Origin of the sequence: Streptomyces nanshensis, from assembly GCF_001751255.1 — a bacterium.
In the GTDB taxonomy this organism is placed as follows: domain Bacteria; phylum Actinomycetota; class Actinomycetes; order Streptomycetales; family Streptomycetaceae; genus Streptomyces; species Streptomyces nanshensis_A.
In genome coordinates this window covers 1-20,408 of record NZ_LJGW01000231.1, presented here as the reverse complement: position 1 = coordinate 20,408, position 20,408 = coordinate 1, and the positions used below count along the sequence as shown (strand labels likewise).

Sequence of the window (20,408 nt, the reverse complement as noted above, 5' to 3'; positions counted from 1 at the left end):
CATAATTCGCAACAAAAAGTTGCGAATTATGTTGAGGGTCGGTAGCGTGCCGTACGTCACGGTCGCCCGTGGTCCGTGAAGCGGGCGGCTCCTGCCGACGAGGGGAGAGATGCATGCTGAAGATGTACGGCTTCAACGGGGGTGCGCCGCTGCACCGCGCGCACGGCGGGATCGCCGCCGCCGACCCTTCGGTTTTCGAGGTCGGTGGGGACGCGGTCGACCTGACGGTCCTGCCGCGCCGGACGGAATACCGCGCAGCGCGGGCAGTGTGCCAGGAGGCCTGGTACGACCTGCTCTGGACCGCCCCCGCAGACCGGATCTTCCTGGACCACCGCACCTACGACCACAGCTCACCGGCCGCACGCGAGCGCCTGGTCCGCGTGCTGACCGCCTCCGGGGTACTGCTGGAGAACGGCGAGCTGAGCGAGGACGAGCGCCTGGAGGAGGCCATGCAGCGGCGTGGCCGTCTGGTCGAAGTCCTGCTGCAGCGGGCGAAGAGCCGGGCGGGCGCCCTGCCCGCACCGGCGGTGATCCCGGTCGAGGAACGGCTGGAGCGGCTGGAGGCCGCCGAGCCGGTGACACTGGAAGGCATGCCGGAGGAGCACATCACGCTGTGGGGCGGCCCGGAGAAGACCCTTCGGATGCTCCGGCAGGATCGCAAGATCGCGGTGAAGAACGACCGCTCGGTCGACATCTACGACTGGGCCGCCTGGGGCCGCGCGGCGGCAGCGACGATCCGGGAGCTGCCGGTGCCGGAGGTGGCGTGATGGCACAGCAGCGCATCACCTTCGCATGCGGGCACATCAAGACCGTGCAGCTCTCCGGGCCGGCGCGGCAACGGGAGTCCCGCGCCCGGTGGTTGGCCGAGTCCGAGTGCTTGACGTGCCGGAACGCGCAGCAGGACCGGGAGCGGGCCGAGGCGTCCGAGCGGAACGCTGCGGCGAACCGGGCCGCGGGGCTGCCCGAGCTGGAGGGGTCGCCCAAGCAGGTGGCGTGGGCGGAGACGATCCGCGCGGAGATGCTCGACGAGATGGCCCGACAGAAGACCCGCTTCACGGAACTCCTGGAAGATGAGGTCTCACGCAGGCGTGCGGATGTGCGGAAGAACCAGGAGCAGCAACTGCGGTGCATCGAGACGGTGCTCGCGGCCCTGCGGGAGATCGCGACCGCCCGGTGGTTCATCGACCACCATGACGACGGCTGGATCAGCCTGGCCTCGCTGGCAGCAGAAGGCCTGCTCCGACCGCGCACGACGGAGCAGAAGAAGGCGGGGTTCGATCCGTTCGGGCTGAACACGCTGGTTTTCCCGGCCGAGGAGGTGGCGGGACCGACGAAGAACGGCCAGAGGCTGCGGCTGCGGCTGACGCACTCGCGTTGGGAGGGCTGCACCGTGGCCCACCCGGTGTCCATGACGCAGGAGGCGGCGGACGGGACGGTGACGATCCGCTTCGGCGGCGAGTGGGACATCCCCGTCGACGACGGCGCCCGCACGCGCAGCGTGTCCGCCGAGGACTTCCACCGCGACCGCACGCGCCGCCGACGGACGCCCGGGGAGCGGCACTACTGGGACATGCCTCCCTACGAGCCCGGCGAGTGGAACGAGATCGACGTCCCCGAGGGAGACGTGAGCGAGCGGAGGACGGAGCAGGGCCAGCACCTGGCCGTGGTGCGCCTGGTGTGCTCCCGGTGGGAGGGCCTGTACTTCGAGCACCCGATGAGCATGGTGCGCCGCCACCGGCCCGGCTTCGTCACGCTCCGCTTCGGGCCGGAGTGGCGTTTCAAGGTGCTGGGCGGCAAGCGAATGCTGCGCATCGTCGGGTGGCAGATGCACGAGGACCGGGCCGCCCCTCTGCCCCGGCCGGGCGAGTCGCTCGCGGTGGAGCAGAAGACGTGGCATCACCTGGCGTTCCATCCCTCCCGGCTGCGCCGCGGCAAGAACGCCTGGTGGGTGCGGTTCGGCACGGACGCGGCCTGGCCCGACGCCATGGTCTTCCACCCGGCCAGCATGTGCCGCATCGAGGAGGACGGCACCATCACCTGGCGCTTCCACGAGCATTGGGAGTTCCGCGTCCGTACGCCGGAGGGCGGCACCGTCGAGGCGTCCGCCGAGGAGTTCCTGAAGGCCACATCCGGCTGGGCCGGAACGGCGCCCCTGCCCGGCACCTACACCCGTGAACCCGAGAACCTGGACGCCGTCGACGAGGTCGTCATTCCCGACGAGCTCCTCGAAGAAGACCCTCTCGTCACCGAGGCGCCCTGACCGCCTCCCCTGCTGCCGCGAGCGGCACGAGACCCGAAGCGGGCCGCCGTCCTGCTACCGACCGTCCCCCGATCCTCCGCCGGCAGAGCCCCGCCTGGGGCCGAACCCTCTGGGAGAAGCCGCTGATGCCGCACACCCACGCGCGCCGCCCTCGCACCACCGAGCCCGTGTCCACGGTTGGAGACGACACCGCCGTCGCCCGCTGCTTCCCCGGCTGCTGCAGCCTGCGGGAAGCGGCGTGAACGCGACGACGCAGCCGGCAGGACTGGAGGGACTGACAGCCTCCCAGGCAGGGGCGCTAGAGCGTTTCGCCCGGCTGAAGGTCGGGGCAGCGTTCCTGGAGCAGGGCATGGGCAAGAGCCGTGTCGCGGTCGAGCTGGCCAACAGCCGCTCCCACCGGCTGGATGCGGTGCTGTGGGTGGCGCCGTACTCGGTCCTGCCGGCGGTGGAGGAGCAGGCCGCGAAGTGGCACTGCGCGGTGCCGGTGCGCTTCCTCGGTTTCCAGACGCTGTCGCAGTCGGACCGCACCTATCTCGACGTCCTGGAGTGGGCGCGACGGCGGCGGGTGATGGTCATCGCGGACGAGTCGACGTTCATCAAGAACGCCGACTCCAAGCGCCACCAGCGGCTGGCTCAGATACGGAAGGACGCCGACTACGCGCTCGTCCTGACCGGCACCCCGCTCACACTCGATCTGTGGGACCTGAAGCGCCAGATGGACTGGCTGTCCCCGAAGATCCTCGACACCGACGACCGGGCCTTCCGCTACCGGTACTTCACCATGCACAAGAAGATCAACGACGAGGGTAGCGAGCGGATCTGGTTCGAGACCTACACGCCGAACGTCAGGCACCTGCGGTCGCTGATGGCGCCCTACATCTTCGAAGCGCGCCTCGATATCGGTGTGCCGGAGACCTCCCGGGAGCACGAGCACGGCGTCGGCGCGGAGACGCGGGCCGCGTACGAGGCAGAGCGCGACGACTTCCTGGAGGCCTGGGCCGCGTGGGGCGAGGACCTCGCCCTGTTCCGGATGCTGGGCAATTTGAAGCGGATCGCGGCGCTCGATCCGGTCAAGTGCCGGTCGGTGGCCGCCCGGGTGGCCGGCCAGCACACCCTGGTCTTCTGCCAGTACCGGGAGGAACAGCGGCGCATCGCTCGCCATCTGGACGACTACCTGCTGGTCAACGGCGACACCCCCGCAACGGAACGCAAGGAGATCTTCCGGCGCCACCGGCACGAGCGGGTGCCGCTGCTGCTCACCTACGGCACCGGGAGCTTCGGCCTCAACCTGCAGCACGTGGCGTCGTGCCACTTCGCGTCACTGCCGTTCGACTACGGAGAGGTCGAGCAAGCCCGAAGCCGTATTCGCCGGCTCGGCCAGACCCGCGCCCTGACCTACATCACACACGTCACCGACCTGGGCATCGACGTGCTGGTCGCGAAGAACCTGCGGAAGAAGGGGTGGCTGGCGGACCTGGTCCGGCACGAGATCGACCCACGCGGCACCATCTGACTAATTCGCAACGAAAAGTTGCAACTTAGTTCCTGCGGACGTACGGTTGCCCCACGGGCCGTCCCCTGGCGCCGGCTCATAGCCGTCCCGGCCGCGGCCCGCTCGCGAGGAGCCAGGGGACAACACGCAGGAGAAGAGGCACACAAATGAACGTGTGGGAGGCCACACAGCGACGCCTGGAGCGCATCTTCCGCGACTTCGACAACATCGTCCTCGCGTTCTCCGGCGGCAAGGACTCCGGCGTGATGGTCAACGCGACGCTGGACTTCATGCGCGCGCACGGCATCACCCGGAAGATCACCGTGCTGCACCTCGACTACGAGGGCCAGTACGCCGCCACCACCGACTACGTGACCGAGGTGATGACGTCCAATCGGGACCTCATCGACCCGGTGTGGATCTGCCTTCCCTTCGCCGCGGCCTGCGAGGTCTCCATGTACCAGAGCTACTGGAAGCCCTGGAACCCGGAGGAGCGCGACATCTGGGTGCGCGACCTGCCCGACGCCCCCGGCGTCATCCACACGGGCAACGTCCCCGAGGACTTCCCCGAATACGACGGCGTGTGGGACTACACCGTGCAGGAGAAGATCGGCGCGTGGCTGCACCGCCGCTCCGGCGCCGAACGCACCGCCGTCCTCGTCGGGATCCGCACCCAGGAGTCGATGCACCGGCACGCGGCCCTCTACCGTCAGGACCGCACCGACGCGTCCATGCTGGAGGGGCTGAACTGGACCAGCCGCAAGGGGCGCGGGGTGTACAACGTGTACCCGATCTTCGACTGGGTGACCGAGGACATCTGGACGGCGAACGCGCGGTTCGGCTGGTCGTACAACACGCTGTACGACCTCTTCCACCTCGCCGGCGTCTCGATCCACGACATGCGCGTCGCCTCACCGTTCCGCGGCGAGGGCCAGGAAGCACTCAAGCTCTACCGGGTCATCGAGCCGGAGACATGGGCCAAGCTCGTCGGCCGGGTCAACGGGGCGAACTTCGCCGCCATCTACGGCGGCACCGCCGCGATGGGCGCCAAGGACATCAAGCTGCCCGAAGGCCACACCTGGAAGACGTACGCGAACTTCCTGCTGGACATGATCGAGGACGAGGAGATCAAGCAGGGCTACCTGCGGAAGCTCAAGTCCTCCATGCGGTACTGGACCGTCAAGGGCGGAGCCCTCCCCGAGGAGTCCGCCGAAGAGCTGCGGGGGGATGCCCCGGAGGGCACCGAGTTCCTGGGCGAGCCCAAGGACAACCGCAAGCGCCGCGGACCGTATGAGGTCATCCGGTTCCGGCACTACCCGGACGACATTCCCGCCGTCTCCGACCTCTCCCTCATCCCCACCTACAAGCGGCTGGTCATCACCATCCTGCGCTGCGATCACGCCTGCAAGTACATGGGCTTCGGGCAGACCAAGCGCGAAGTCACCAAGCGCAGCCAGGCCGTCGAGAAGTACCGGGAGATCCTGTGATGACCACCACCGCCCGCTCCGGGAAGTTCGTCAGCCCGGTCTACGACGTCCGGGCCGTCCCACTGGAGAAGGTCCGCGGGAATCTGTACAACCCCAACTCTGTGGCACCGCCGGAGCTGGACCTACTGGAGGTCTCCATCTGGGAGGACGGCATCACGCAGCCCGTCGTCGCGGTGCACGACGCCGGCGTATACGAGGTGGTGGACGGCTACCACCGCTACCTCACCGTCCGCGACGTCCAGCGCATCCGCGACCGCGAGGACGGCATGCTCCCCGTCGTCGTCCTGGAGGGCAAGTCTCTCGCCGAGCGCATGGCCTCCACGATCCGGCACAACCGGGCCCGCGGCGTCCACGACGACGAGCTGATGGCGCAGATCGTCGGCGAACTCGCCGACTCCGGCATGCGCGACGACTGGATCCGCCGACAGCTCGGCATGAGCCAGGACGAAGTCAGCCGGCTCAGGGCCATCGTCGGCGTGCAGAAGGTCAAGAAACTCACCGCCCGCCGCCCGGCCGACACAGAGGACGATGCCGCTCCGTCCACCGCCCCCGAAGTCGCCGTGCAGCAGAAGCTGTTCGCTCCCGGCGGCTGGCGCAGCCCGGTCTACGGCGTCCAAGCTGTCCCCCTGGATCTGGTGCGGGCGAACGCCTACAACCCCAACGTGGTCAAGCCGCGGGAGATGCGCCTGCTGGAGATCTCCGTCTGGGAGGACGGGCTCACCCAGCCCGTCGTCGTGTACTTCGACGAGGAGACCGGCGCGTACGAGGTGGTGGACGGCTACCACCGCTACCTCACCGTCCGCGACGTCCAGCGCATCCGCGACCGCGAGGAGGGCATGCTCCCCGTCGTCGTCCTCCCCGAAGCCGATCTCCCGCACCGCATGGCCTCCACCATCAGGCACAACCGCGCCCGCGGCGCCCACGACATCCGCCGGATGTCGAGCATCGTCCGCAGCGCCGCCGCCGGTTACACCGCAGCGACCGGCGAGACCATCGAGGGCAAGAGCGACGCATGGATGATGAAGAACTTCGGCATGGGCGCCGAGGAGCTCCTCAACATGAAGGACCCCAAGCCGCTGGCTTCTGCCTACAGCGACCGCGAGTTCTCCGAGGTCCCCGATGCCGCTGTCTGAGCCCGCGAAGGTCCCGTTCGGGGTCTCGCTCAGCCCCGCGGCCGTGCGGGTCCTGGCCGTTCACGAGCCGTCCCCCGACACCCTGCTGGAAGCCGTCCTGGAACAGATCGCGAGCGGCCAGCCACCTGCCGAGGCTCCCCCGGTCCCCTACACCGGCCTCGTCGACCCGGAGCTGCTCCAGCGTGCCCGGCACGCCGTAGCGGAGCAAGGCGCCGACCTGACCGAAGCGATCGAACAGATCCTGCGGCAGCAGCCCGCCGTGCTTCCCCCGGCCCACATAGCCCGTCTGCTGGGCGTGACGAAGTCGAGCGTCACCCGGGCCCTGGCCAACAACGAAAATGCCCCCGGACGCGCGAATCCGGACTCGGACGGCAAGCCGCTCTACGACGCGCGCGCCGTCTGTGCGTGGTGGCCGACCCGCCGCCACCGCGGCCGGCCCTGGCCTCGCTCGGAGGACGCCAGCTAGGGAGGCAGCAACCTGCCGATGAGGGATGCGGGCGAGGCGCCCGGTCGCTGGTGCGGTCACTCAGCGGGCGCGCCGCCGCCGCACGGCCGGCCGGCACCTACACACGCATCCTCGCGCTCGACCTCGTCGCCCAGGCCAAAATGCAGCTCAAGCAGGGCAACCTCGAGCACGCATGCGGCACATGGAGCCGCGCGCTCGACCACATGGACGGCGTGCACTCCGCCCGGACCTCCAAAGCACTGAGCGGGATCCGCCGCGACCTGACCGCCTACCGCTCCCGCGGCGTCCGCTGCGCGCAGGAACTCGACGACCGCGCCGCCACCCTGCTGCACCCCTGACCCGGCCGACGCGGTGCACCAGCGATCCGGGGATCGCGACGGCGGCGGCAAGGCAGCTTTCTGGGGGCGACCCCGGCCAGGCTGTCGAGGGCGAACCGCCCAGCCGGAGGTCTGCAGGCTGCATGATGCCGCGACCGTTCCCAAGCCGCACGCCTCGGCGGACCCCTCTTGGACGGACTGTTTCAGGTGGCACCCTCATGCGGACCCCTACGGCGTAAGCCAACCCAGGGCGGAATCAGGACAGTTCGCCACCGGAGGCCCGATTCCCACACCCAGTGCTGTACGTATCTCGTACAGTCTTTGGTGTACGGGATACGTACAGCACTTCGGAAGGGGAGACCTGTGGAGCACAAGCTCACCACCACCGAGGACGGCCAGAACGAACTCACGATCCGCTGGAGCAAGGAGGACGACCCGATGGGCTTCCTCTACGGCTGGGTCGCTCGCGGCTACCTCGATACGTTCCTGCGCACGTTCCCCAAACCCGGCGAGAGCACGCCGTCCGACGCCGACGACGCCTACCACATGGCCGTCGGGCTCAACTGGCTCGCGGAGCACACCGACCGGCGCCTGGAGCGGATGCTGCTGCTGCTGCGCGACCAGTACAAGGTCTCCTGGGGCACCCTGGCCGCTGCGCTGGACGCACCCCGATCCACCGCGAAGTCCCGCTACGCCTCCGTCGCCCGGCAGTACGCGGAGCACGGCGACTACGTGGACGAGACCGGCATGCACTCCGGGCCGCCCGCCGAAGTGAAGAAGCTGGTCGCCGACCGCCTCAGCTCCCGCGAGACCCAGGACAAGATCGCCGAGAAGGCCGTCCGCGACCTCAAGGCCGACGGGCGCGTCGCAGACCGCCGCAACCCCGACCGGCAGGGGACCGCCGTGAAGCCCGCGCTCGGTCAGTGGGTCATCGACTGGGACGGCGAAGGCGAGCTGCTGACCCCCGGCGAAGACATCGTCCCGATCGACTGAAGCGGCGGCGGCCAACTCACTGCCAGGCGACTGGCCGCCCCCGCCCTCCACCCGCCTTCACCAGACAGGAGAACACCATCATGAACCACGACCCCGGCTCCGTCTTCGCGGCCGTCTTCGTCACCCTGTTCATCGGGCACAGCGTCGGGGACCACTGGGTGCAGTCTTCGTGCCAGGCCGCCCGCAAGGGAGGCTCCGGATGGAGCGGGCGCCTCGCGTGCGCCCGGCACGTTGCCGGGCTCACTGTCACCAAGGTCCTCGTCCTGGCCGCCGTGGTCTTCACTCTCGACCTGCCGGTCACCGCCGCCGGGCTCGCGCTCGGCTTCGGCCTGGACGCCGCCTCGCACTACTGGGCCGACCGCCGCACGACCCTCGCCCGGCTGGCCACGCTCGTGCGGAAGGACGAGTTCTACAGTCTCGGCACCCCGGCGCACCCGGCCGCGCCCGCCACCGCCGACGGATCGTACGCACCGACCCTCGGAACCGGTGCTTACGCGCTCGATCAGAGCTGGCACATCCTGTGGCTCGGGATCGCGGCACTCATCATCGCCGCCCTCTGAACCCGACCTGCACCTGCGTGTCCCCCGTCGGGTCGCCGGCGGGGGACACGCATGTCCGCGTACGCCGCGTCCGTACGAACGAGTCCGCGTGGCGCTGCTGTCTTCCCTGTTGAGACCCGGCGGAGGCGGGTGCCGTCGTACGGTCAACCTCGTGCGCGTGACCGAGCGGTGACGCGGAATCAGAGCGTGTGGAGGGTGTCCGTGGTCAATGCCCGGTTGTATCCGCTGTGGCGAGCGCTCGCAGCGAGCGACGATCTGCCCGAGGAGGCATTACCGACGGTGGTGGAGGCCCTGTGCTCGCGGGCGCAGCGGACCCTGCCGTACGCCGTGGACGACCGGGAGGAGGGCTGGCGCGGCAACGCGCTCAAGGAGGCCCTGCCCGCTCTGTTGGGACGGGTGACGGATCCGGGGCTGCGCGAGCGGCTGCTGCGGCAGGCTACGGCGCAGCAGGTGGCTGAGCTGGCGGCGATCGGCGTCGTGACGGCCGGCGATGTGCCGACGGTGCGGAACGTGCACCGGATCCGGCCGGAGTTCATCGCGGCTCTCGCATTCCACCCGCAGCACGTCGATGCGGCGATCGGACTGCTGGAGCACCTGCACGAGACCGAGCTGGAGAGGGTGGTCAGCCCGTGGCGGCTGGTCTTCCACAACTACCGGGAGCAGGCCCCGAGCTCCGCTCCGCCGGTGCCGGAAGCCGTGTTCGACGCCGTCCTTCGCCAGGCCCTGGCCCCCCTGGCCGCGGCGCTCGCCCATCCCGACCGGCACGAGGGGTGGCTGCCGCGGACGTCGCATCTCGGCACCTGGCAGATGCAGTTCTCCATCAGCGTCTGGCGCATCCTGGAGCAGCGCCCCGAGCGGTGGCCGCGGCTGGTGCGCGACCCCGAGGCGGGGCGGGCGGTACAGCATCTGCTGCTCGAGCACGCGGAACCCGCCTCCCTCGATGAGGAGTTGCTGGAGGCGTGCGCCGGGGCCGTGTGCTGCCCCGAGTTGGCCGACCTGCCCAAGCCGAGCGTCACCGGCCGGGAGCGGCTGCGCGTCATCGCGCGCCGCGTGCGCCGGCATCCGCGGCTGCGGGACGTCGCCGGGACCGGGCTGGCCGCGGCGGTCGAGGCGTGCGTACGGCGGGGCAGACTCCTGGGCAGCGTCGGCACCGGCCGGGCGGACGTGCTGTCGCTGGTGGAGGATCTGGTGGAGGTGTCGTCGAGCCCGCAGCATCTGGCGCGGGCCTGCGCCCTGCTGGCCGGTCTTCCGGCGCCGACGGTCGTCGACGAGCCCCCTATGGGTGTCAAGGTCGTCTTCGACGAACTGCCGCCGCGCCGGCTGCTGGAGGGCAAACAGGAGCACCGTCGCGCCGAGGCGCTGACGCATCTCGCGGCGAACGCCTGCACGCCGGCGGACGCGGTGACCGAGGCGCTGAGGGCGCTGCTACCGGTGGAGCTGTCATGGATCCTGCACCGGGAGGAGACCACCGGCCCGCTCCGCCAGGCCGCCGCGGACCTCCTGCCCGACGAGGGAGAGACCGGCGGGGTGCTGCGCCTGTTGAGCGACGACGAACTCGACGCCTGCCCCGACCCGGGCGCCGTGCTCCAGTCCTGGCTGGACGCACCCGCCGCCGCGGACGCGCTGACGCGAGACCGGATCGAGCGCACTGTGCTCATCTCCCGGCATCACACGATGGAGCACCTGCGACAGCTCCCCGCCGACACCGTCCTGACGCACGCGCCCACCGACGTCGCCCTGCCGATCCTGACCCGCTTCTGCGGCTCCGACCCAGACCGCTGGGCCACGCTGCTCACCGCCCTGACCTTCGGTCACCTCGACGTCCCCGCGTTCGGGGAAATCCTCGACGCCCTGGAAGCGAAGTCGCCGGCCTGAACCGGGCGACGGGTGGGCGATGGGCGGTGCGCACGGCAGGTCGGCGGCCGCGTCATGTCCCGGGCGAGCAGCCGTCCGTACGGCCGTTGCTGTGCTTCTCGGCGGTACGCTGACGCGCGATGGCGCCCCGGACTCCGCCATCGGCCACCGGGGACGCCGTCGTCGTGTTTTCAGGTCCGAGGCCGGGCCGTCTACTCGGGGCTGTTCCAGCCGGCGTGTTCCGCTCCGGGGACCACGCCGTACTCGGCGGTGGTGATAGCGGTCGGTGCCCATCCTGCTGCGACGAACTTCCGCGCCGTCTCTTCCGGCAGCCAGTCCTCGCCGCGGTCCGGGTCGGCCATCCATGAGGCCAGTCCGTCGGCGGTGTCGAAGACGGGGCTGAGCGGCGAGCCCTCCGTGACCGTCTCCCACAACTGCCATCCCTCTCCGGCCGGCGGGCCGTACGGCTCCCACGCGTCAGCGTCCGCTCGCTGACCGGGGTAGGTCTCCAGGGATCCGTGGCCCTCGCAGGGCTGGCAGCTCACGTCGACGCCGGTGATCTCCAGCAGCTTCCGCATGACCACGTCCCCCGGATCCCTCCCGAACGGCTCTCCGGCGAGCTCCTCCGGAGCGACGTTCATGAGCTTGGCGAAGAACTCCACAGCGTCGGGAGAGGGCCGGTCGATGTGGAAGCGGCCGGGCCCGGACTGCGGGTCGTCCGGGACGGGGTAGACGAAGTGGCCGTGGGGGCGGGGGAACTGGACCAGCCAGGGGTGCATCGGCTTGCCGCGCTCCTGGTCACGGACATCGTCCGCGAGCATGCCCATCAGGTACGAGAACTTCTGGAGCCACCACCCGAAGTGGGTCTGGCCGCTGCCGTTACAGGCGTCGCACTTCTCACCCCGGAGGCGATCCGGCCGCAGATACCCCTCCCACACCTTCCCCGGCGGCCAGTCGAAGTCGAGGGCCACGCGCCGTACTTCACGGGACATAGTCAGACCTCCAGGGTCGTCGTCGCGGACTCCGTGGACGCCCAGGTCGTGGTGAACGTGGCGCAGCGGCAGCCGGGGCGCCGGCAGGGGCCGAGCTGGCCGCCGGGGTAGACGTGCCAGGCCAGCATCTCGTCGCACCCGGGAGTTTCGCACGGAGTGAGGAGGGTCGCGCCGCTGGTCTTGTACGCGGTGCGCCCGGCCGTGCACAGCGACTCGGCGTCGTCCCACGGGCCGGTGATCGCGGCGTTGGTCTCGTCGATATCGAGGATGATGCCGCGCGTCATGCAGGCGTTCTCCATCTCCTCTCCGAGGGGAGTGATCCCGAGTCCGGCGGCGCGGCGGAGGTGGATGGCCATGGCGAGGGCGGTGTCTTGGACGAGGTGTTTCTCCGTGGACTCGTCGACGAGCTGTTCGATCTGCTCCCGGATCTCGACGGGGCCGGGAACGAGGTCGGTGCCTGGTTCGACGTGAGGTTGGAGACGGGCGCGTACGCGGTTGGCCAGCGGCCATGGTGCGCCCGTGTCGTTCTGCTTCCTGTTCGCGGCGGGCTTCCACACGCTCCAGTGGGTGTCGAGGAGGATGCCCTCGTCGTAGGGGAGCGCGGCGTGTTCAATGGTCTGCTCTGTGCTGGTGGGGTTCGTGCAGATGGTGCGGAGGAGGTGGCAGCGCAGCGCCATCGTGGTGTTTACGACCTGGCCCAGGGAGGGCGTGGTGTCGTGCCGCGGAGCGGTCCCGATGATGTCCGTCAAAGCTCCCATGATCCGCTGAACGGAGAGTGGGTCCTGCCCGGCCGCGTACGGGGCCGGCATCTTGTCCAGCTTCTTCCAAACCAGGGTGGCCAGCGGCCACTTCGGCGCGTCGGGCACGGGGATCAGTGCCCGCTCGCCCTCGGCGAGGGCGGCACGTGAGGGCTCGTCCAGGTTCGGCACGTCCCGCTCGGCGGCGGCCGTGATGATGTCGGCCGCCGCGGCGGCCGACACCTGTGCCGGGGTGAACGCCACGAACGGGGCGGTCTGCTGCTGGGCGTCGGCGAGTTGCTTCTTCAGGCTCTCCACCGTGCCGTCGAGCTGGTGGGCTCGGGCAGCGTGCTCCTGGCTCCGCTCCTGTAAGGCCCGATAGGTCTTCGTACGGACGATGCGCAACATGCTGGTCTCCTGGAGGTCGATGCGGGTGGTGCCGGTCAGGCCGTCTCGCGTGATCTCCTCGCTGGAGTCGCGTGGCAGCTTCGGTGTCGGCGTCCTGGAAAGCGATGGTGATGTGGCCGCGCGCCTGTCACCGCTCCTGCCGGTTGGTGGGTTACGCGAGGCCGCGGGCCGCGATGTCCAGGAGAATGTCGGTCGTCTCCTGTTCGCAGCGTGCGCACCACCAGTGGGACTGGGGGCTTCGCCGGAGGTACGGCCTGCGGGTTGGGTTGCCGCAGCGGTCACAGTCCGGGCCTGAATCAGTGAAGAGGCCGGAGGGTGTCGAGTGTCCGAGGAGTCGTAGCGTCAGATAGCTGGCGCCGGGCATGGCGAAGATCAGCGTGGCGCATCCTGCGAGGACGCGGGCAGTTGACGGTTCGCCGGGCAGTACGACGGCCGCCATGGCCGACAGTCCGACCGCTCCGGAAGCCCCCATCGCGATCAAGAAGTTACGCATCGCGGCTTCCCTCCAGTTTCGTCACGGTCGGCACGGAATCGTCGTTCATGCGGACCGGCCGGTAGTCGTCACCGAGCTCCACCGTGTCGCTGCACTGACGGCAGAGTTCAGGCATCGCCTGCTCTGCTTGTTCGATCGCGAGTTCTGCGATCTTCTCGGGATCGGTCTCGTCGGTCTCAACGGTGACGGCGATGTTCGCGGCGGTCGTGAGCGGCACGACGTATCGCATTGGCATGCTCCTTGTGTTGGTCGCAGCCGTACTGCGGTCTTGATCTTGAGTTGGTTCAGAAGTAGGCGACAGAGTTCCGAGAGCGGTGTGGCGTCTCGGTGGGCTTTCCCACTCGTGGGTCGCCGAGCAGGAGCTCCCCTTCGAGGGCGTAGCGGTCGCCGTGCTTCGTGATTCCGGTGATCTTGGCGACGGCGAGGACTTCGCCGTCGGTGGTGATGATCTGCGCTTCTTCTTGGGCGAGTGCGCGGTCGGCGTTGAACTTCCAGATGCCGCGGCCGGCTTGCCATGCCTGGGTCTCTGTCATTCCGGGGTGCCATCCGATGGTGCGTCGGCCGAGGCTGTCGTCCGGGTCTGCTGGGCGTTCGCGACCGAGTTGGATCTGGAGCACTCCCAACCTCCTAACTTATTGACTTGTTCTAAAGTTAACTCAGGGAGGTCAACTATGCAACAAGTTAAGAAGTTGAATCGGCTTCACGGACACGCCTTCACCATGGCCGCCAGCGCTCGACACCGACGTACACGGCGTCGACGACGGTCGCCTTGGCCTCTCGTACGCATGCGGCGTGGCCGGCTTCGGCTTCACGGACGCGGCTCTACCCGTCACAATGGGGAACCTGCGAGGAGTGGAGGAGCGGCCGTGACTGTTCAACCTGAGCGTTCTGCACGGCCTGGTGCCCCAAGGCCCGTGCCGGCGATCCCGGATACCCCCGACGCCGTCGCCGCGGCCCTGACCAGCGCAGATCGCGCACGTTTCCGGCGCGAGGTGCTGGCGACGCACGCCGACGAGATCCCTGCGGTGGTACGCAAGGGGTGGGTGAAAGCGATGCTCGATGGTGTTCCGGGAGCGGACGTGAGCAGGGCGAACGCCGCGGCTGGCCGTGAGTTGGTGTCGCTGGATGAGCTGGTGGCGCGGCTTGAGCAGGGTGGCGAGTGAGCAACGCTCCCCGTCGGGACGGCAGTTGGATCGTCCAGGTCGAAAAGGCCGCAGCCGCGGCGATTCTTGAGTGGCCGCCGGAGCTGGCGACAGCGATCACCCGGTACTTCCGGTCCTTCGCGTTGGAGGCCGGTGACGCGTACGCGAGGGGCAGGAAGCTGCCGGGCGATCCGCTGGATGAGAGCGGGCTCCGCTTCAGCCGCGTCGTCGACCGTCCGACCCGGGACGACGAGTCGATCCTCTTCGAGTACGTGGTCGTCCCGGCCGAACGGGCCATCCGCGTCACGATCGTGGTCTGGTATAGCTGAGCTTGGGCCCGCGCCGGGGCTGCTCGCGGCGGCCTTCAGGTGAGCGCGGGCGCGTCGTGCGCGATGAACTCGCCGTTCGAAGTGACGAGTCGGAGCTTGGGGAACGCCTTCGGCTTCTCCTGCCCGGGTACCTGGGGCCACTGGTCTGCCGACAGTCCGTACGACGGGGGCTCCCACGAAGACCGGTGCTTGATCAGTTCCATGGCTTTGCGGTACTTCGCTTCCCAGTTCCAGTGGAAGAACAGCGGCAGCAGGCCGCCGGTGTTCGGGATCGGTTCGGGTGCACGGTCCTTGCTGCGGTCGGCGCGCTCCAGGATCGGCTTCATGTAGGCGCGGCAGCGGGGCCGTGAGCAGAAGCCCCAGTCGGTCATCCAGCCGGTGTGCGGGTCGAATTCGGCGAAGCCGATGCTGGTGGAGCGGCCGCAGAGGCGGTCGACGCGGACCATGGGGGCTTGGCAGCCCTGCGGGCCGGCGTGCCAGTCGTGTTCGTAGCGGGGTGCGTCGTCGGCGATCATTTCCCAGCGCTGCTTGTTGCTCAGGTTGAGGTTCTCGCGGGTGCGTGCCCACACGCCGGGGGCGGCGGGGTCGTGCCGTCGGGGGTCGCGCAGGGTGCTCCAGGCGAGGCCGAGGATGAGGTCGCGGGTGCCGGAGGGCATGCGGTGCTCGCTGTAGACGCGGGCGGCGAGTTGGTCGTAGCGGAGCATGCCGTCACGGTCGTCGGCGGATGTCACAGCCCCTCCTCGTCTGCGGTGATTCCGGTCTCGCTGAAGAGGGCGTCGTCGTGGTTGACTCCTGTGGGCCACAGGCCGACGCCGTCGCGTTCGTCGATGACGACGCAGCCGCCCTCGGTGAGGAAGTGGGAGAACCAGGCGAAGGGCCGGTCCTCCCTGTCGATGTCCCTGCCGACGTCGCGGGCGACGTCGATGGGCAGCGGGCTGAAGAGCCCGGTCGCCTTGGAGCCGGGGACGGTGTGGCCGTTGTCGTCGGCCACGGTGCCGAGGGTGCCGATGCGTACGGTCAGCCGCATGCACTCCATGCAGTAGCAGTGCGGCCGGACGCTGTTGCCGCGGTGACCGGTCACCGACCAGCGCGGCCAGTGGCTGGTGTGCGGGAGGTAACCGGCCTTCTTCTGGGCGCGGGCGAGGCGGGTGCAGGTGGGGCAGTTCTTCGGTATCGGCCCGTGGGCGGCGATCATCCGCTCGTACGCGGGACGGGTGTCGGGCATCCAGAAGTCGGCGACGTCGCCGTAGCCGGAGCAGCCCCAACTGGGCTTGCCGTTGTGGGTGAGCGGCAGCATCTCAGGCCCGTGGGACGCCTCCAGCGCGAGCGGCAGCAGCGCCTCGGTATCGGTGTCGCCACCAACGGGCCAAGTGCCCTCTGGCAGGGCGGCGGTGATGCGGGCGGCCGCGACTTCGGCGTCCTGCTGGGTGCAGTAGGAGAAGCGAGCGGCGCGGTGGCCGCCGGGGGTGGAGATCAGCCAGGGCTGGACGGTGCCGCCTTCGTAGGCGGGGTGCTGCCGCAGCACGCGCTCGCCGCGCGGAGGGTAGGACCAGCCGGTGTGGACGACGAGTCCGCCGGGCTGGAGGTAGGCGATGCCTTCTTCGGCCTTCTCATCGCCGGGTACGGCGGGGGTGAAGGGGATCTGGTGTGATGCGGCCGGCGAGGCGGCGGTGCCGGGAGTCATGTGGCTGCCTCCATGTGTGGCTGCTCCTTGCGGCGGCGGCCGGCGCCGAACGCGCTGCCACCGAATACGGACCGGGGCGCGGTGCGCGGTTCTGGCGGGACGGCGGACGCGTCGCCCTTTCGTGCTCGCAGGAGGCGATGGACGGCGACGGTGCGCCAGCCGAGGCGGGCGGAGCGCTTGATGGGTGTAGCCCCGGTGGCCTCCGCCGTGTTGGAGCCGCCCGGGCGTGAACCGCGCTGGCGTGTCCCACCTGCCTGAACGGAGTGGGCGGCGGTCATGTCGGGTCCTCAACGGGCTCCGGGGTCATCACGGACCGCTCGCCGCGGGCGTCGACGACTACCAGCGAGCGCCCCGTCTCAGCGGCGTCGAATACCGCGAACGCGATGTCCTGGTTGCAGTCGTCCGCGAAGGAGACAGGGTTTTCGATGGCGTACCGCACCGCGTCGCGGGTGCTCGCGTACTTCGCGGGGCGCAGGCCGGCCTCGGTGGCGGCCTGGTCCAGGGCGGCTTCGCTGACGTCATCGGCGAGGCCGGCGCGGAGGGCCGCGCGGATGAGGGCGGCCTGATAACGGGCCGGGTTGGCGCGCTCGCTGACCTTCTGCATGACCGGCATGCACCCCTTAACTTAGTGGCTAGCCACTAAGTTACCACGCCCGCTTCCTGATGGCTAGCCACTTATGGGAGGATGTATCGCATGCCGAGGAAGCCGACCAGCCAGCACAAGGACCCGCAGCTCAACGTCCGCCCGCCGGCGGAACTCAAGGCCCAGGCCGTGGCCGCGCTCGGCGAACGGGACCGGGAGGTGCGCGCGTTCATCGTGGCCTGCCTGGCAGCGCTCGTTGCCGATCCCGATCGCTTCCTGGCGCAGCTCTCCGGCCACTGGCCCGAGAAGAAGCCCTACGGCAAACCGCGCCGCTCTCCTGCACAGGAGACGCCGGAGGGCGACCCGGCGACCACTGACAAGGGACCGGAGAGCCTGCGGCCGGAAGCCGCCCGACATCCCGAGCCCTGCCGTCGTACGGGCGGCACATCCGTGGCGTAGCCGGCCCGCACCGTCGTGTACGGCCGCTGCCTGGGGCGGGTTACGCCGGCGGGCCGGGGCGGCGCTGCGGGCGGCGGGCGCCGGTACGGCGGTTGAGGCGTTTTCGGCACTGCCAGCACAGCCAGCCGTCCGGGACGGCGGCCGGGGTGGTGTTGTGGCAGCCGGTCTGTGCGCACTGCCGGAGGGTGCGCGGCCCGTCGTGGATGGTCGGCCCGTCTCCGGGGGCGGGCTCGTAGCCCTCGGGTTTGCGGGCGACGATGAAGTCGGAGTGCCGCAGGGGGTGGAAGTCCTCCCACTCCGGGCGGCAGAACGCTGCGGTGTGGTCGTCGTGGGCGGGGCAGCGCTGCCGCAGCCAACGGGCGGCCGCGGGGAAGTCGAGCGTCGTCAGCGACCACACCCACATTTTGCCGTTGCTCGCCGAGAGGATCATCTGGCCTCGACGTCCGGGCAGGTGGGGCAGATCGAGGAGCTCCCACCGGCCCTCGCCGGTCACGAACACCGGGTTCGGGCAGCGCGCGCCGTCCTCGCGGGCGGCGGTGCACTGCAGGTCCTCCAGCGGGCCGGGGCCCAGCCGCAGCGATCCGGTGTAGTGCACGGTGTGCCGCACCCGCTCCGGCGCCGTCGGCCCCGGCCGTCGTGACGGCTTCCCTTCATCGCCGTCGCGTTCCTGGTCGTCGCCGGGCGCCGGGGGGAGGGTGGGGACGAAGCCGCTGTCGATGCGTTTGCGCATCCGTACCGCCAGGACCGCGACGACGTCGCCCAACTCGGGCGGCAGGTCGGCGTGTTCGAGGGCGGGGCACATCGCTGGATGCGGCACCCGGCAGTACCGCGGCGCCCGTGGATCCACCCCCGGATACGCCACGCCGCGGCTGATGTGCCACTGGTAGCGCTCCGGGATTTGCGCGGCTGGCAGCTCCGGGCTGAGCGGGATCCGCCGTGCGTCGTACCGGTCGTACCACTCCACCGGCGTGCCGCAGTACGCGCACTCTCCCCGCGCCTGCTTCCGCAGCAGGCGCGACTGGTTGGTGCGGTGGACCTCCATCACCACGCCCCGCCGCCTTCCACCACCTCGTCCGGCCCGTACTCCCGCGGCGCGCTCACGGCACATCTCTGGGGTCGGCCGCGCATACGGGGCAGCATGCGGCGCGCGCCGGGTCGAAGCGGCGACGCCCGCAGCCGCACCACGGCCAGCCCGCGCACGCCGGGCACTGCTCGTACGGTTCGGCCACCGGCACCCCGCAGGCCCCGTCGCGGCCGGTGCACTCCCGCATCGGCGGCCGGTAGTCCACTGCCTCGGCGTACCGGCGCTCCCACGGACCCGACCCGGCCCGCTCGTCGACGTCGCCGCTCGGGCCGGGCTCGGCATCGTCCTCACCGCGGTCCCCGCGGCGGCCGGCGCGCGGTGCTTCACCGTGGTCGAAGCGGGTGCGTGTCGGCCGGCACACCGGGCACGGCCGGTTGGGATCATCTGGGATGAAGCCGTCCTCACACCGCCCCTGACATTCCGTCGGCACAACGAGCCAGCCCAGCACATCGTCCGGCCCGTACCCCTCCTGACGGTCCGTGGCCTTCTTCTCCAGCGGCAGATGCGCCCACTTCCCCCACCAGCGCCGCTCGATCCGCTCGACCAACTGCACGCCGGTGCGGTCCTGCAACTCCCACCGCATCTGCTCCATCGCCCGGGCCGGCACCTGCCCGCCGCAGGCCCGCAGCAGCTTCTCCGGCACCGCCGCCAGCACCACCGTCAGCGGATCCGACGAGGTGTGCGCCGTACGGCACCGGCCGCACAGACCGCGCGTCCCCGCATCCGGATACACCACCCGCTCCGGCGCCCACTCCACCCCGCCCGCCTCCACCTCCGGCGGCGGCAGGCTCCCTCCGCAGTGGCGGCAGACCCGGCGGCACGACCGACATTCCCCACCGCCGCGGACCGTCGCCCCACCGCACGTCGGGCACGCCCGACGGCACGGCGTGCACAGGTGGTCCTCGGGATGCGGCACCGACAGGTAGGCGTTCTTCCCCTGGCAGCGCACGCACTTGCGGGTGTCGATGTCCACCGGGGTCGGCAGCACCGGCCGCCCCGGGCAGGTCTCGCACCGCACCTCGGCCGGCTCGGTGAACTGGCGCCGACTCAGCATCACACCCCCACGATCTGCGGAGAGGCACACCGTCGCGTCGCACCGCACCCTGCGGGCACCGCCGGCGAGGAACACGGCCCCGGGCCGGTGCGGCCCTGGAGGCTCATGCCGCGCTCCCCTCGTAGTGCGCCGCGACCACGTCAGCGTAGCGACCGACCACGTCCTGGTAGACCGCGCTCGCGGCCGACACCCGGTCCCGGTACACGCCCGAACCCTGGTCTGCACCGGGGGCGTACAGCGCCCGGGCCGCTTCTTCGGCACGGTCCGCAGCCCCGGCGTCGACCGTGCGAATCACCGCCAACTGCTGCGCCACGACGTCCGGGATGCCCGTCCGCTCGCGGCGGACCACGGCGGTGAGCCGGCCCGGCGTGCGTACGGCGGCGCCGACCGCGCGCGGGCCCCGGTCCTCGCGCGAAGCCTCGCTCAGCCCGCTCCCGCCGGCCTGAAGCGAGCCTGCTCGGCCTTCGGCGGCCGCCAGTTCCTCAGCCCGGTGCCAGGCGCACAGCCCGCGGGCCACCGCCTCCCTGCCACAGCCCCCACCGGCCGTGCACATCTCCTTCCGGCCACCGGAAGCCCGCTCAGAACGCTCCTCCTCTCGGAGCGCCCGCAGACGGTCCTCCAGCAACAGCGCTGCCGTGTTCCGACGGGCTGTGCGGGCATCCGCGTCCGCGGCCGCCTCGGCCTCCTCCCGCGAGGCATACAGGTGCGCCGCGCGCAGAACCGCCGCCCGCACCTGACCGGCCTCCCGCTCCGCCGCCGCGCCACGCGCGAGATGCTCCATCGCCTCCCGCCGCACCGCCCGGGCCACACCGTCTGCCGCCAGCCGCGCCGCCAGGGCCAGCCCGTCCTCGGTGACACCGCGGCCGCGCTCCACGGCAACG

General features: G+C 70.4%; 23 protein-coding genes and 1 pseudogene. 13 read left to right on the top strand and 11 right to left on the bottom strand.

The features are described from left to right. The first annotated feature begins 113 nt into the window (after positions 1 to 113). From AN218_RS13435 to AN218_RS13390, 10 genes are all read left to right on the top strand, one after another. Positions 114 to 767 (top strand): hypothetical protein, encoded by a 654-nt coding sequence (locus tag AN218_RS13435; protein WP_070017077.1) that lies wholly within the window; start codon positions 114 to 116, stop codon positions 765 to 767. Continuing rightward, a complete protein-coding gene (locus AN218_RS36695; protein WP_070017076.1) occupies positions 767 to 2,260 on the top strand; it encodes a hypothetical protein in 1,494 nt (497 codons plus the stop codon). The genes AN218_RS13435 and AN218_RS36695 overlap by 1 nt, the downstream gene beginning before the upstream one ends. 238 nt (positions 2,261 to 2,498) lie before the next feature. Further along, complete coding sequence (locus AN218_RS13425; RefSeq protein WP_141747566.1) at positions 2,499 to 3,773, top strand: helicase-related protein; 1,275 nt, start codon at positions 2,499 to 2,501, stop codon at positions 3,771 to 3,773. Between the two features lie 146 nt (positions 3,774 to 3,919). Continuing rightward, positions 3,920 to 5,239 carry a DUF3440 domain-containing protein gene (locus AN218_RS13420; RefSeq protein ID WP_070017074.1) on the top strand — a complete coding sequence of 440 codons (1,320 nt, stop codon included), beginning with the start codon at positions 3,920 to 3,922 and terminating at the stop codon, positions 5,237 to 5,239. Then, positions 5,239 to 6,372 carry an IbrB-like domain-containing protein gene (locus tag AN218_RS37475; protein WP_216311760.1) on the top strand — a complete coding sequence of 378 codons (1,134 nt, stop codon included), beginning with the start codon at positions 5,239 to 5,241 and terminating at the stop codon, positions 6,370 to 6,372. The genes AN218_RS13420 and AN218_RS37475 overlap by 1 nt, the downstream gene beginning before the upstream one ends. Beyond that, the gene (locus AN218_RS13410) at positions 6,359 to 6,838 is read left to right on the top strand and encodes a hypothetical protein (protein WP_070017073.1); all 480 of its coding nucleotides are present in this window, start codon (positions 6,359 to 6,361) and stop codon (positions 6,836 to 6,838) included. Before AN218_RS37475 ends, AN218_RS13410 begins: the two co-directional genes overlap by 14 nt. Positions 6,839 to 6,888: 50 nt before the next feature. Next, positions 6,889 to 7,176, top strand: a complete 288-nt coding sequence (locus AN218_RS13405) for a hypothetical protein (RefSeq protein WP_070017072.1) — start codon at positions 6,889 to 6,891, stop codon at positions 7,174 to 7,176. A gap of 342 nt (positions 7,177 to 7,518) precedes the next feature. Continuing rightward, positions 7,519 to 8,148: a hypothetical protein gene (locus tag AN218_RS13400; RefSeq protein ID WP_070017071.1), complete on the top strand. Its 630-nt coding sequence runs from the start codon at positions 7,519 to 7,521 to the stop codon at positions 8,146 to 8,148. 80 nt (positions 8,149 to 8,228) lie between these two features. Continuing rightward, on the top strand, positions 8,229 to 8,708 hold the full coding sequence (locus AN218_RS13395; protein ID WP_070017070.1) for a transcriptional regulator: 480 nt from the start codon (positions 8,229 to 8,231) through the stop codon (positions 8,706 to 8,708). Positions 8,709 to 8,909: 201 nt separating this feature from the next. Beyond that, positions 8,910 to 10,583 carry a hypothetical protein gene (locus tag AN218_RS13390; RefSeq protein WP_070017069.1) on the top strand — a complete coding sequence of 558 codons (1,674 nt, stop codon included), beginning with the start codon at positions 8,910 to 8,912 and terminating at the stop codon, positions 10,581 to 10,583. A 191-nt stretch (positions 10,584 to 10,774) separates the two neighbouring features. On the opposite strand, the gene AN218_RS13385 is transcribed toward AN218_RS13390, so the two are convergent. The 5 genes from AN218_RS13385 to AN218_RS13365 form a co-directional block, all read right to left on the bottom strand. Continuing rightward, positions 10,775 to 11,554 carry a hypothetical protein gene (locus AN218_RS13385; RefSeq protein WP_070017068.1) on the bottom strand — a complete coding sequence of 260 codons (780 nt, stop codon included), beginning with the start codon at positions 11,552 to 11,554 and terminating at the stop codon, positions 10,775 to 10,777. A gap of 2 nt (positions 11,555 to 11,556) precedes the next feature. Further along, the gene (locus AN218_RS13380; RefSeq protein WP_070017067.1) at positions 11,557 to 12,699 is read right to left on the bottom strand and encodes a hypothetical protein; all 1,143 of its coding nucleotides are present in this window, start codon (positions 12,697 to 12,699) and stop codon (positions 11,557 to 11,559) included. A 151-nt stretch (positions 12,700 to 12,850) separates the two neighbouring features. Next, positions 12,851 to 13,192 (bottom strand): hypothetical protein, encoded by a 342-nt coding sequence (locus AN218_RS13375; protein ID WP_070017066.1) that lies wholly within the window; start codon positions 13,190 to 13,192, stop codon positions 12,851 to 12,853. Next, positions 13,185 to 13,421 carry a hypothetical protein gene (locus AN218_RS13370; protein ID WP_070017065.1) on the bottom strand — a complete coding sequence of 79 codons (237 nt, stop codon included), beginning with the start codon at positions 13,419 to 13,421 and terminating at the stop codon, positions 13,185 to 13,187. The genes AN218_RS13375 and AN218_RS13370 overlap by 8 nt, the downstream gene beginning before the upstream one ends. 55 nt (positions 13,422 to 13,476) lie before the next feature. Beyond that, positions 13,477 to 13,725: a hypothetical protein gene (locus AN218_RS13365; RefSeq protein ID WP_244900439.1), complete on the bottom strand. Its 249-nt coding sequence runs from the start codon at positions 13,723 to 13,725 to the stop codon at positions 13,477 to 13,479. Positions 13,726 to 14,106: 381 nt separating this feature from the next. Between AN218_RS13365 and AN218_RS13360 the strand changes: the two genes are divergently transcribed. Beyond that, positions 14,107 to 14,355 (top strand): hypothetical protein, encoded by a 249-nt coding sequence (locus AN218_RS13360; protein WP_244900438.1) that lies wholly within the window; start codon positions 14,107 to 14,109, stop codon positions 14,353 to 14,355. Then, positions 14,352 to 14,663 (top strand): hypothetical protein, encoded by a 312-nt coding sequence (locus tag AN218_RS13355; RefSeq protein WP_070017062.1) that lies wholly within the window; start codon positions 14,352 to 14,354, stop codon positions 14,661 to 14,663. Before AN218_RS13360 ends, AN218_RS13355 begins: the two co-directional genes overlap by 4 nt. Positions 14,664 to 14,698: 35 nt before the next feature. Here AN218_RS13355 and AN218_RS13350 read toward each other — a convergent pair whose 3' ends face one another. The 3 genes from AN218_RS13350 to AN218_RS13340 form a co-directional block, all read right to left on the bottom strand. After that, entirely contained in the window at positions 14,699 to 15,394 is a 696-nt protein-coding gene (locus AN218_RS13350) for a hypothetical protein (protein ID WP_070017061.1), read from the bottom strand. Further along, complete coding sequence (locus AN218_RS13345; RefSeq protein ID WP_070017060.1) at positions 15,391 to 16,347, bottom strand: hypothetical protein; 957 nt, start codon at positions 16,345 to 16,347, stop codon at positions 15,391 to 15,393. The genes AN218_RS13350 and AN218_RS13345 overlap by 4 nt, the downstream gene beginning before the upstream one ends. Before the next feature lie 274 nt (positions 16,348 to 16,621). Beyond that, entirely contained in the window at positions 16,622 to 16,960 is a 339-nt protein-coding gene (locus AN218_RS13340; RefSeq protein WP_244900437.1) for a hypothetical protein, read from the bottom strand. 81 nt (positions 16,961 to 17,041) lie between these two features. On the opposite strand from AN218_RS13340, the gene AN218_RS13335 reads away from it, so the two are divergent. Next, positions 17,042 to 17,389, top strand: a complete 348-nt coding sequence (locus tag AN218_RS13335) for a hypothetical protein (protein ID WP_070017058.1) — start codon at positions 17,042 to 17,044, stop codon at positions 17,387 to 17,389. A 40-nt stretch (positions 17,390 to 17,429) separates the two neighbouring features. Here AN218_RS13335 and AN218_RS13330 read toward each other — a convergent pair whose 3' ends face one another. The 3 genes and pseudogenes from AN218_RS13330 to AN218_RS36690 all read right to left on the bottom strand — a co-directional run. Next, complete coding sequence (locus AN218_RS13330; protein ID WP_244900440.1) at positions 17,430 to 18,431, bottom strand: DUF6083 domain-containing protein; 1,002 nt, start codon at positions 18,429 to 18,431, stop codon at positions 17,430 to 17,432. Positions 18,432 to 18,486: 55 nt separating this feature from the next. Beyond that, the gene (locus AN218_RS13325; RefSeq protein WP_070017085.1) at positions 18,487 to 19,527 is read right to left on the bottom strand and encodes a hypothetical protein; all 1,041 of its coding nucleotides are present in this window, start codon (positions 19,525 to 19,527) and stop codon (positions 18,487 to 18,489) included. 103 nt (positions 19,528 to 19,630) lie between these two features. Then, positions 19,631 to 20,408: pseudogene (locus AN218_RS36690) on the bottom strand (hypothetical protein); the annotation flags it as partial.

What these genes read in the sequence shown, in the direction of transcription:
- AN218_RS13435 (WP_070017077.1), top strand. Translation starts at nt 114, where the DNA reads ATGCTGAAGATGTACGGCTTCAACGGGGGTGCGCCGCTGCACCGCGCG.
- AN218_RS36695 (WP_070017076.1), top strand. Translation starts at nt 767, where the DNA reads ATGGCACAGCAGCGCATCACCTTCGCATGCGGGCACATCAAGACCGTG.
- AN218_RS13420 (WP_070017074.1), top strand. Translation starts at nt 3,920, where the DNA reads ATGAACGTGTGGGAGGCCACACAGCGACGCCTGGAGCGCATCTTCCGC.
- AN218_RS37475 (WP_216311760.1), top strand. Translation starts at nt 5,239, where the DNA reads ATGACCACCACCGCCCGCTCCGGGAAGTTCGTCAGCCCGGTCTACGAC.
- AN218_RS13410 (WP_070017073.1), top strand. Translation starts at nt 6,359, where the DNA reads ATGCCGCTGTCTGAGCCCGCGAAGGTCCCGTTCGGGGTCTCGCTCAGC.
- AN218_RS13395 (WP_070017070.1), top strand. Translation starts at nt 8,229, where the DNA reads ATGAACCACGACCCCGGCTCCGTCTTCGCGGCCGTCTTCGTCACCCTG.
- AN218_RS13385 (WP_070017068.1), bottom strand. Translation starts at nt 11,554, where the DNA reads ATGTCCCGTGAAGTACGGCGCGTGGCCCTCGACTTCGACTGGCCGCCG.
- AN218_RS13380 (WP_070017067.1), bottom strand. Translation starts at nt 12,699, where the DNA reads ATGTTGCGCATCGTCCGTACGAAGACCTATCGGGCCTTACAGGAGCGG.
- AN218_RS13375 (WP_070017066.1), bottom strand. Translation starts at nt 13,192, where the DNA reads ATGCGTAACTTCTTGATCGCGATGGGGGCTTCCGGAGCGGTCGGACTG.
- AN218_RS13370 (WP_070017065.1), bottom strand. Translation starts at nt 13,421, where the DNA reads ATGCGATACGTCGTGCCGCTCACGACCGCCGCGAACATCGCCGTCACC.
- AN218_RS13365 (WP_244900439.1), bottom strand. Translation starts at nt 13,725, where the DNA reads ATGACAGAGACCCAGGCATGGCAAGCCGGCCGCGGCATCTGGAAGTTC.
- AN218_RS13345 (WP_070017060.1), bottom strand. Translation starts at nt 16,347, where the DNA reads ATGACTCCCGGCACCGCCGCCTCGCCGGCCGCATCACACCAGATCCCC.
- AN218_RS13340 (WP_244900437.1), bottom strand. Translation starts at nt 16,960, where the DNA reads ATGCCGGTCATGCAGAAGGTCAGCGAGCGCGCCAACCCGGCCCGTTAT.
- AN218_RS13335 (WP_070017058.1), top strand. Translation starts at nt 17,042, where the DNA reads ATGCCGAGGAAGCCGACCAGCCAGCACAAGGACCCGCAGCTCAACGTC.
- AN218_RS13330 (WP_244900440.1), bottom strand. Translation starts at nt 18,431, where the DNA reads ATGGAGGTCCACCGCACCAACCAGTCGCGCCTGCTGCGGAAGCAGGCG.
- AN218_RS13325 (WP_070017085.1), bottom strand. Translation starts at nt 19,527, where the DNA reads ATGCTGAGTCGGCGCCAGTTCACCGAGCCGGCCGAGGTGCGGTGCGAG.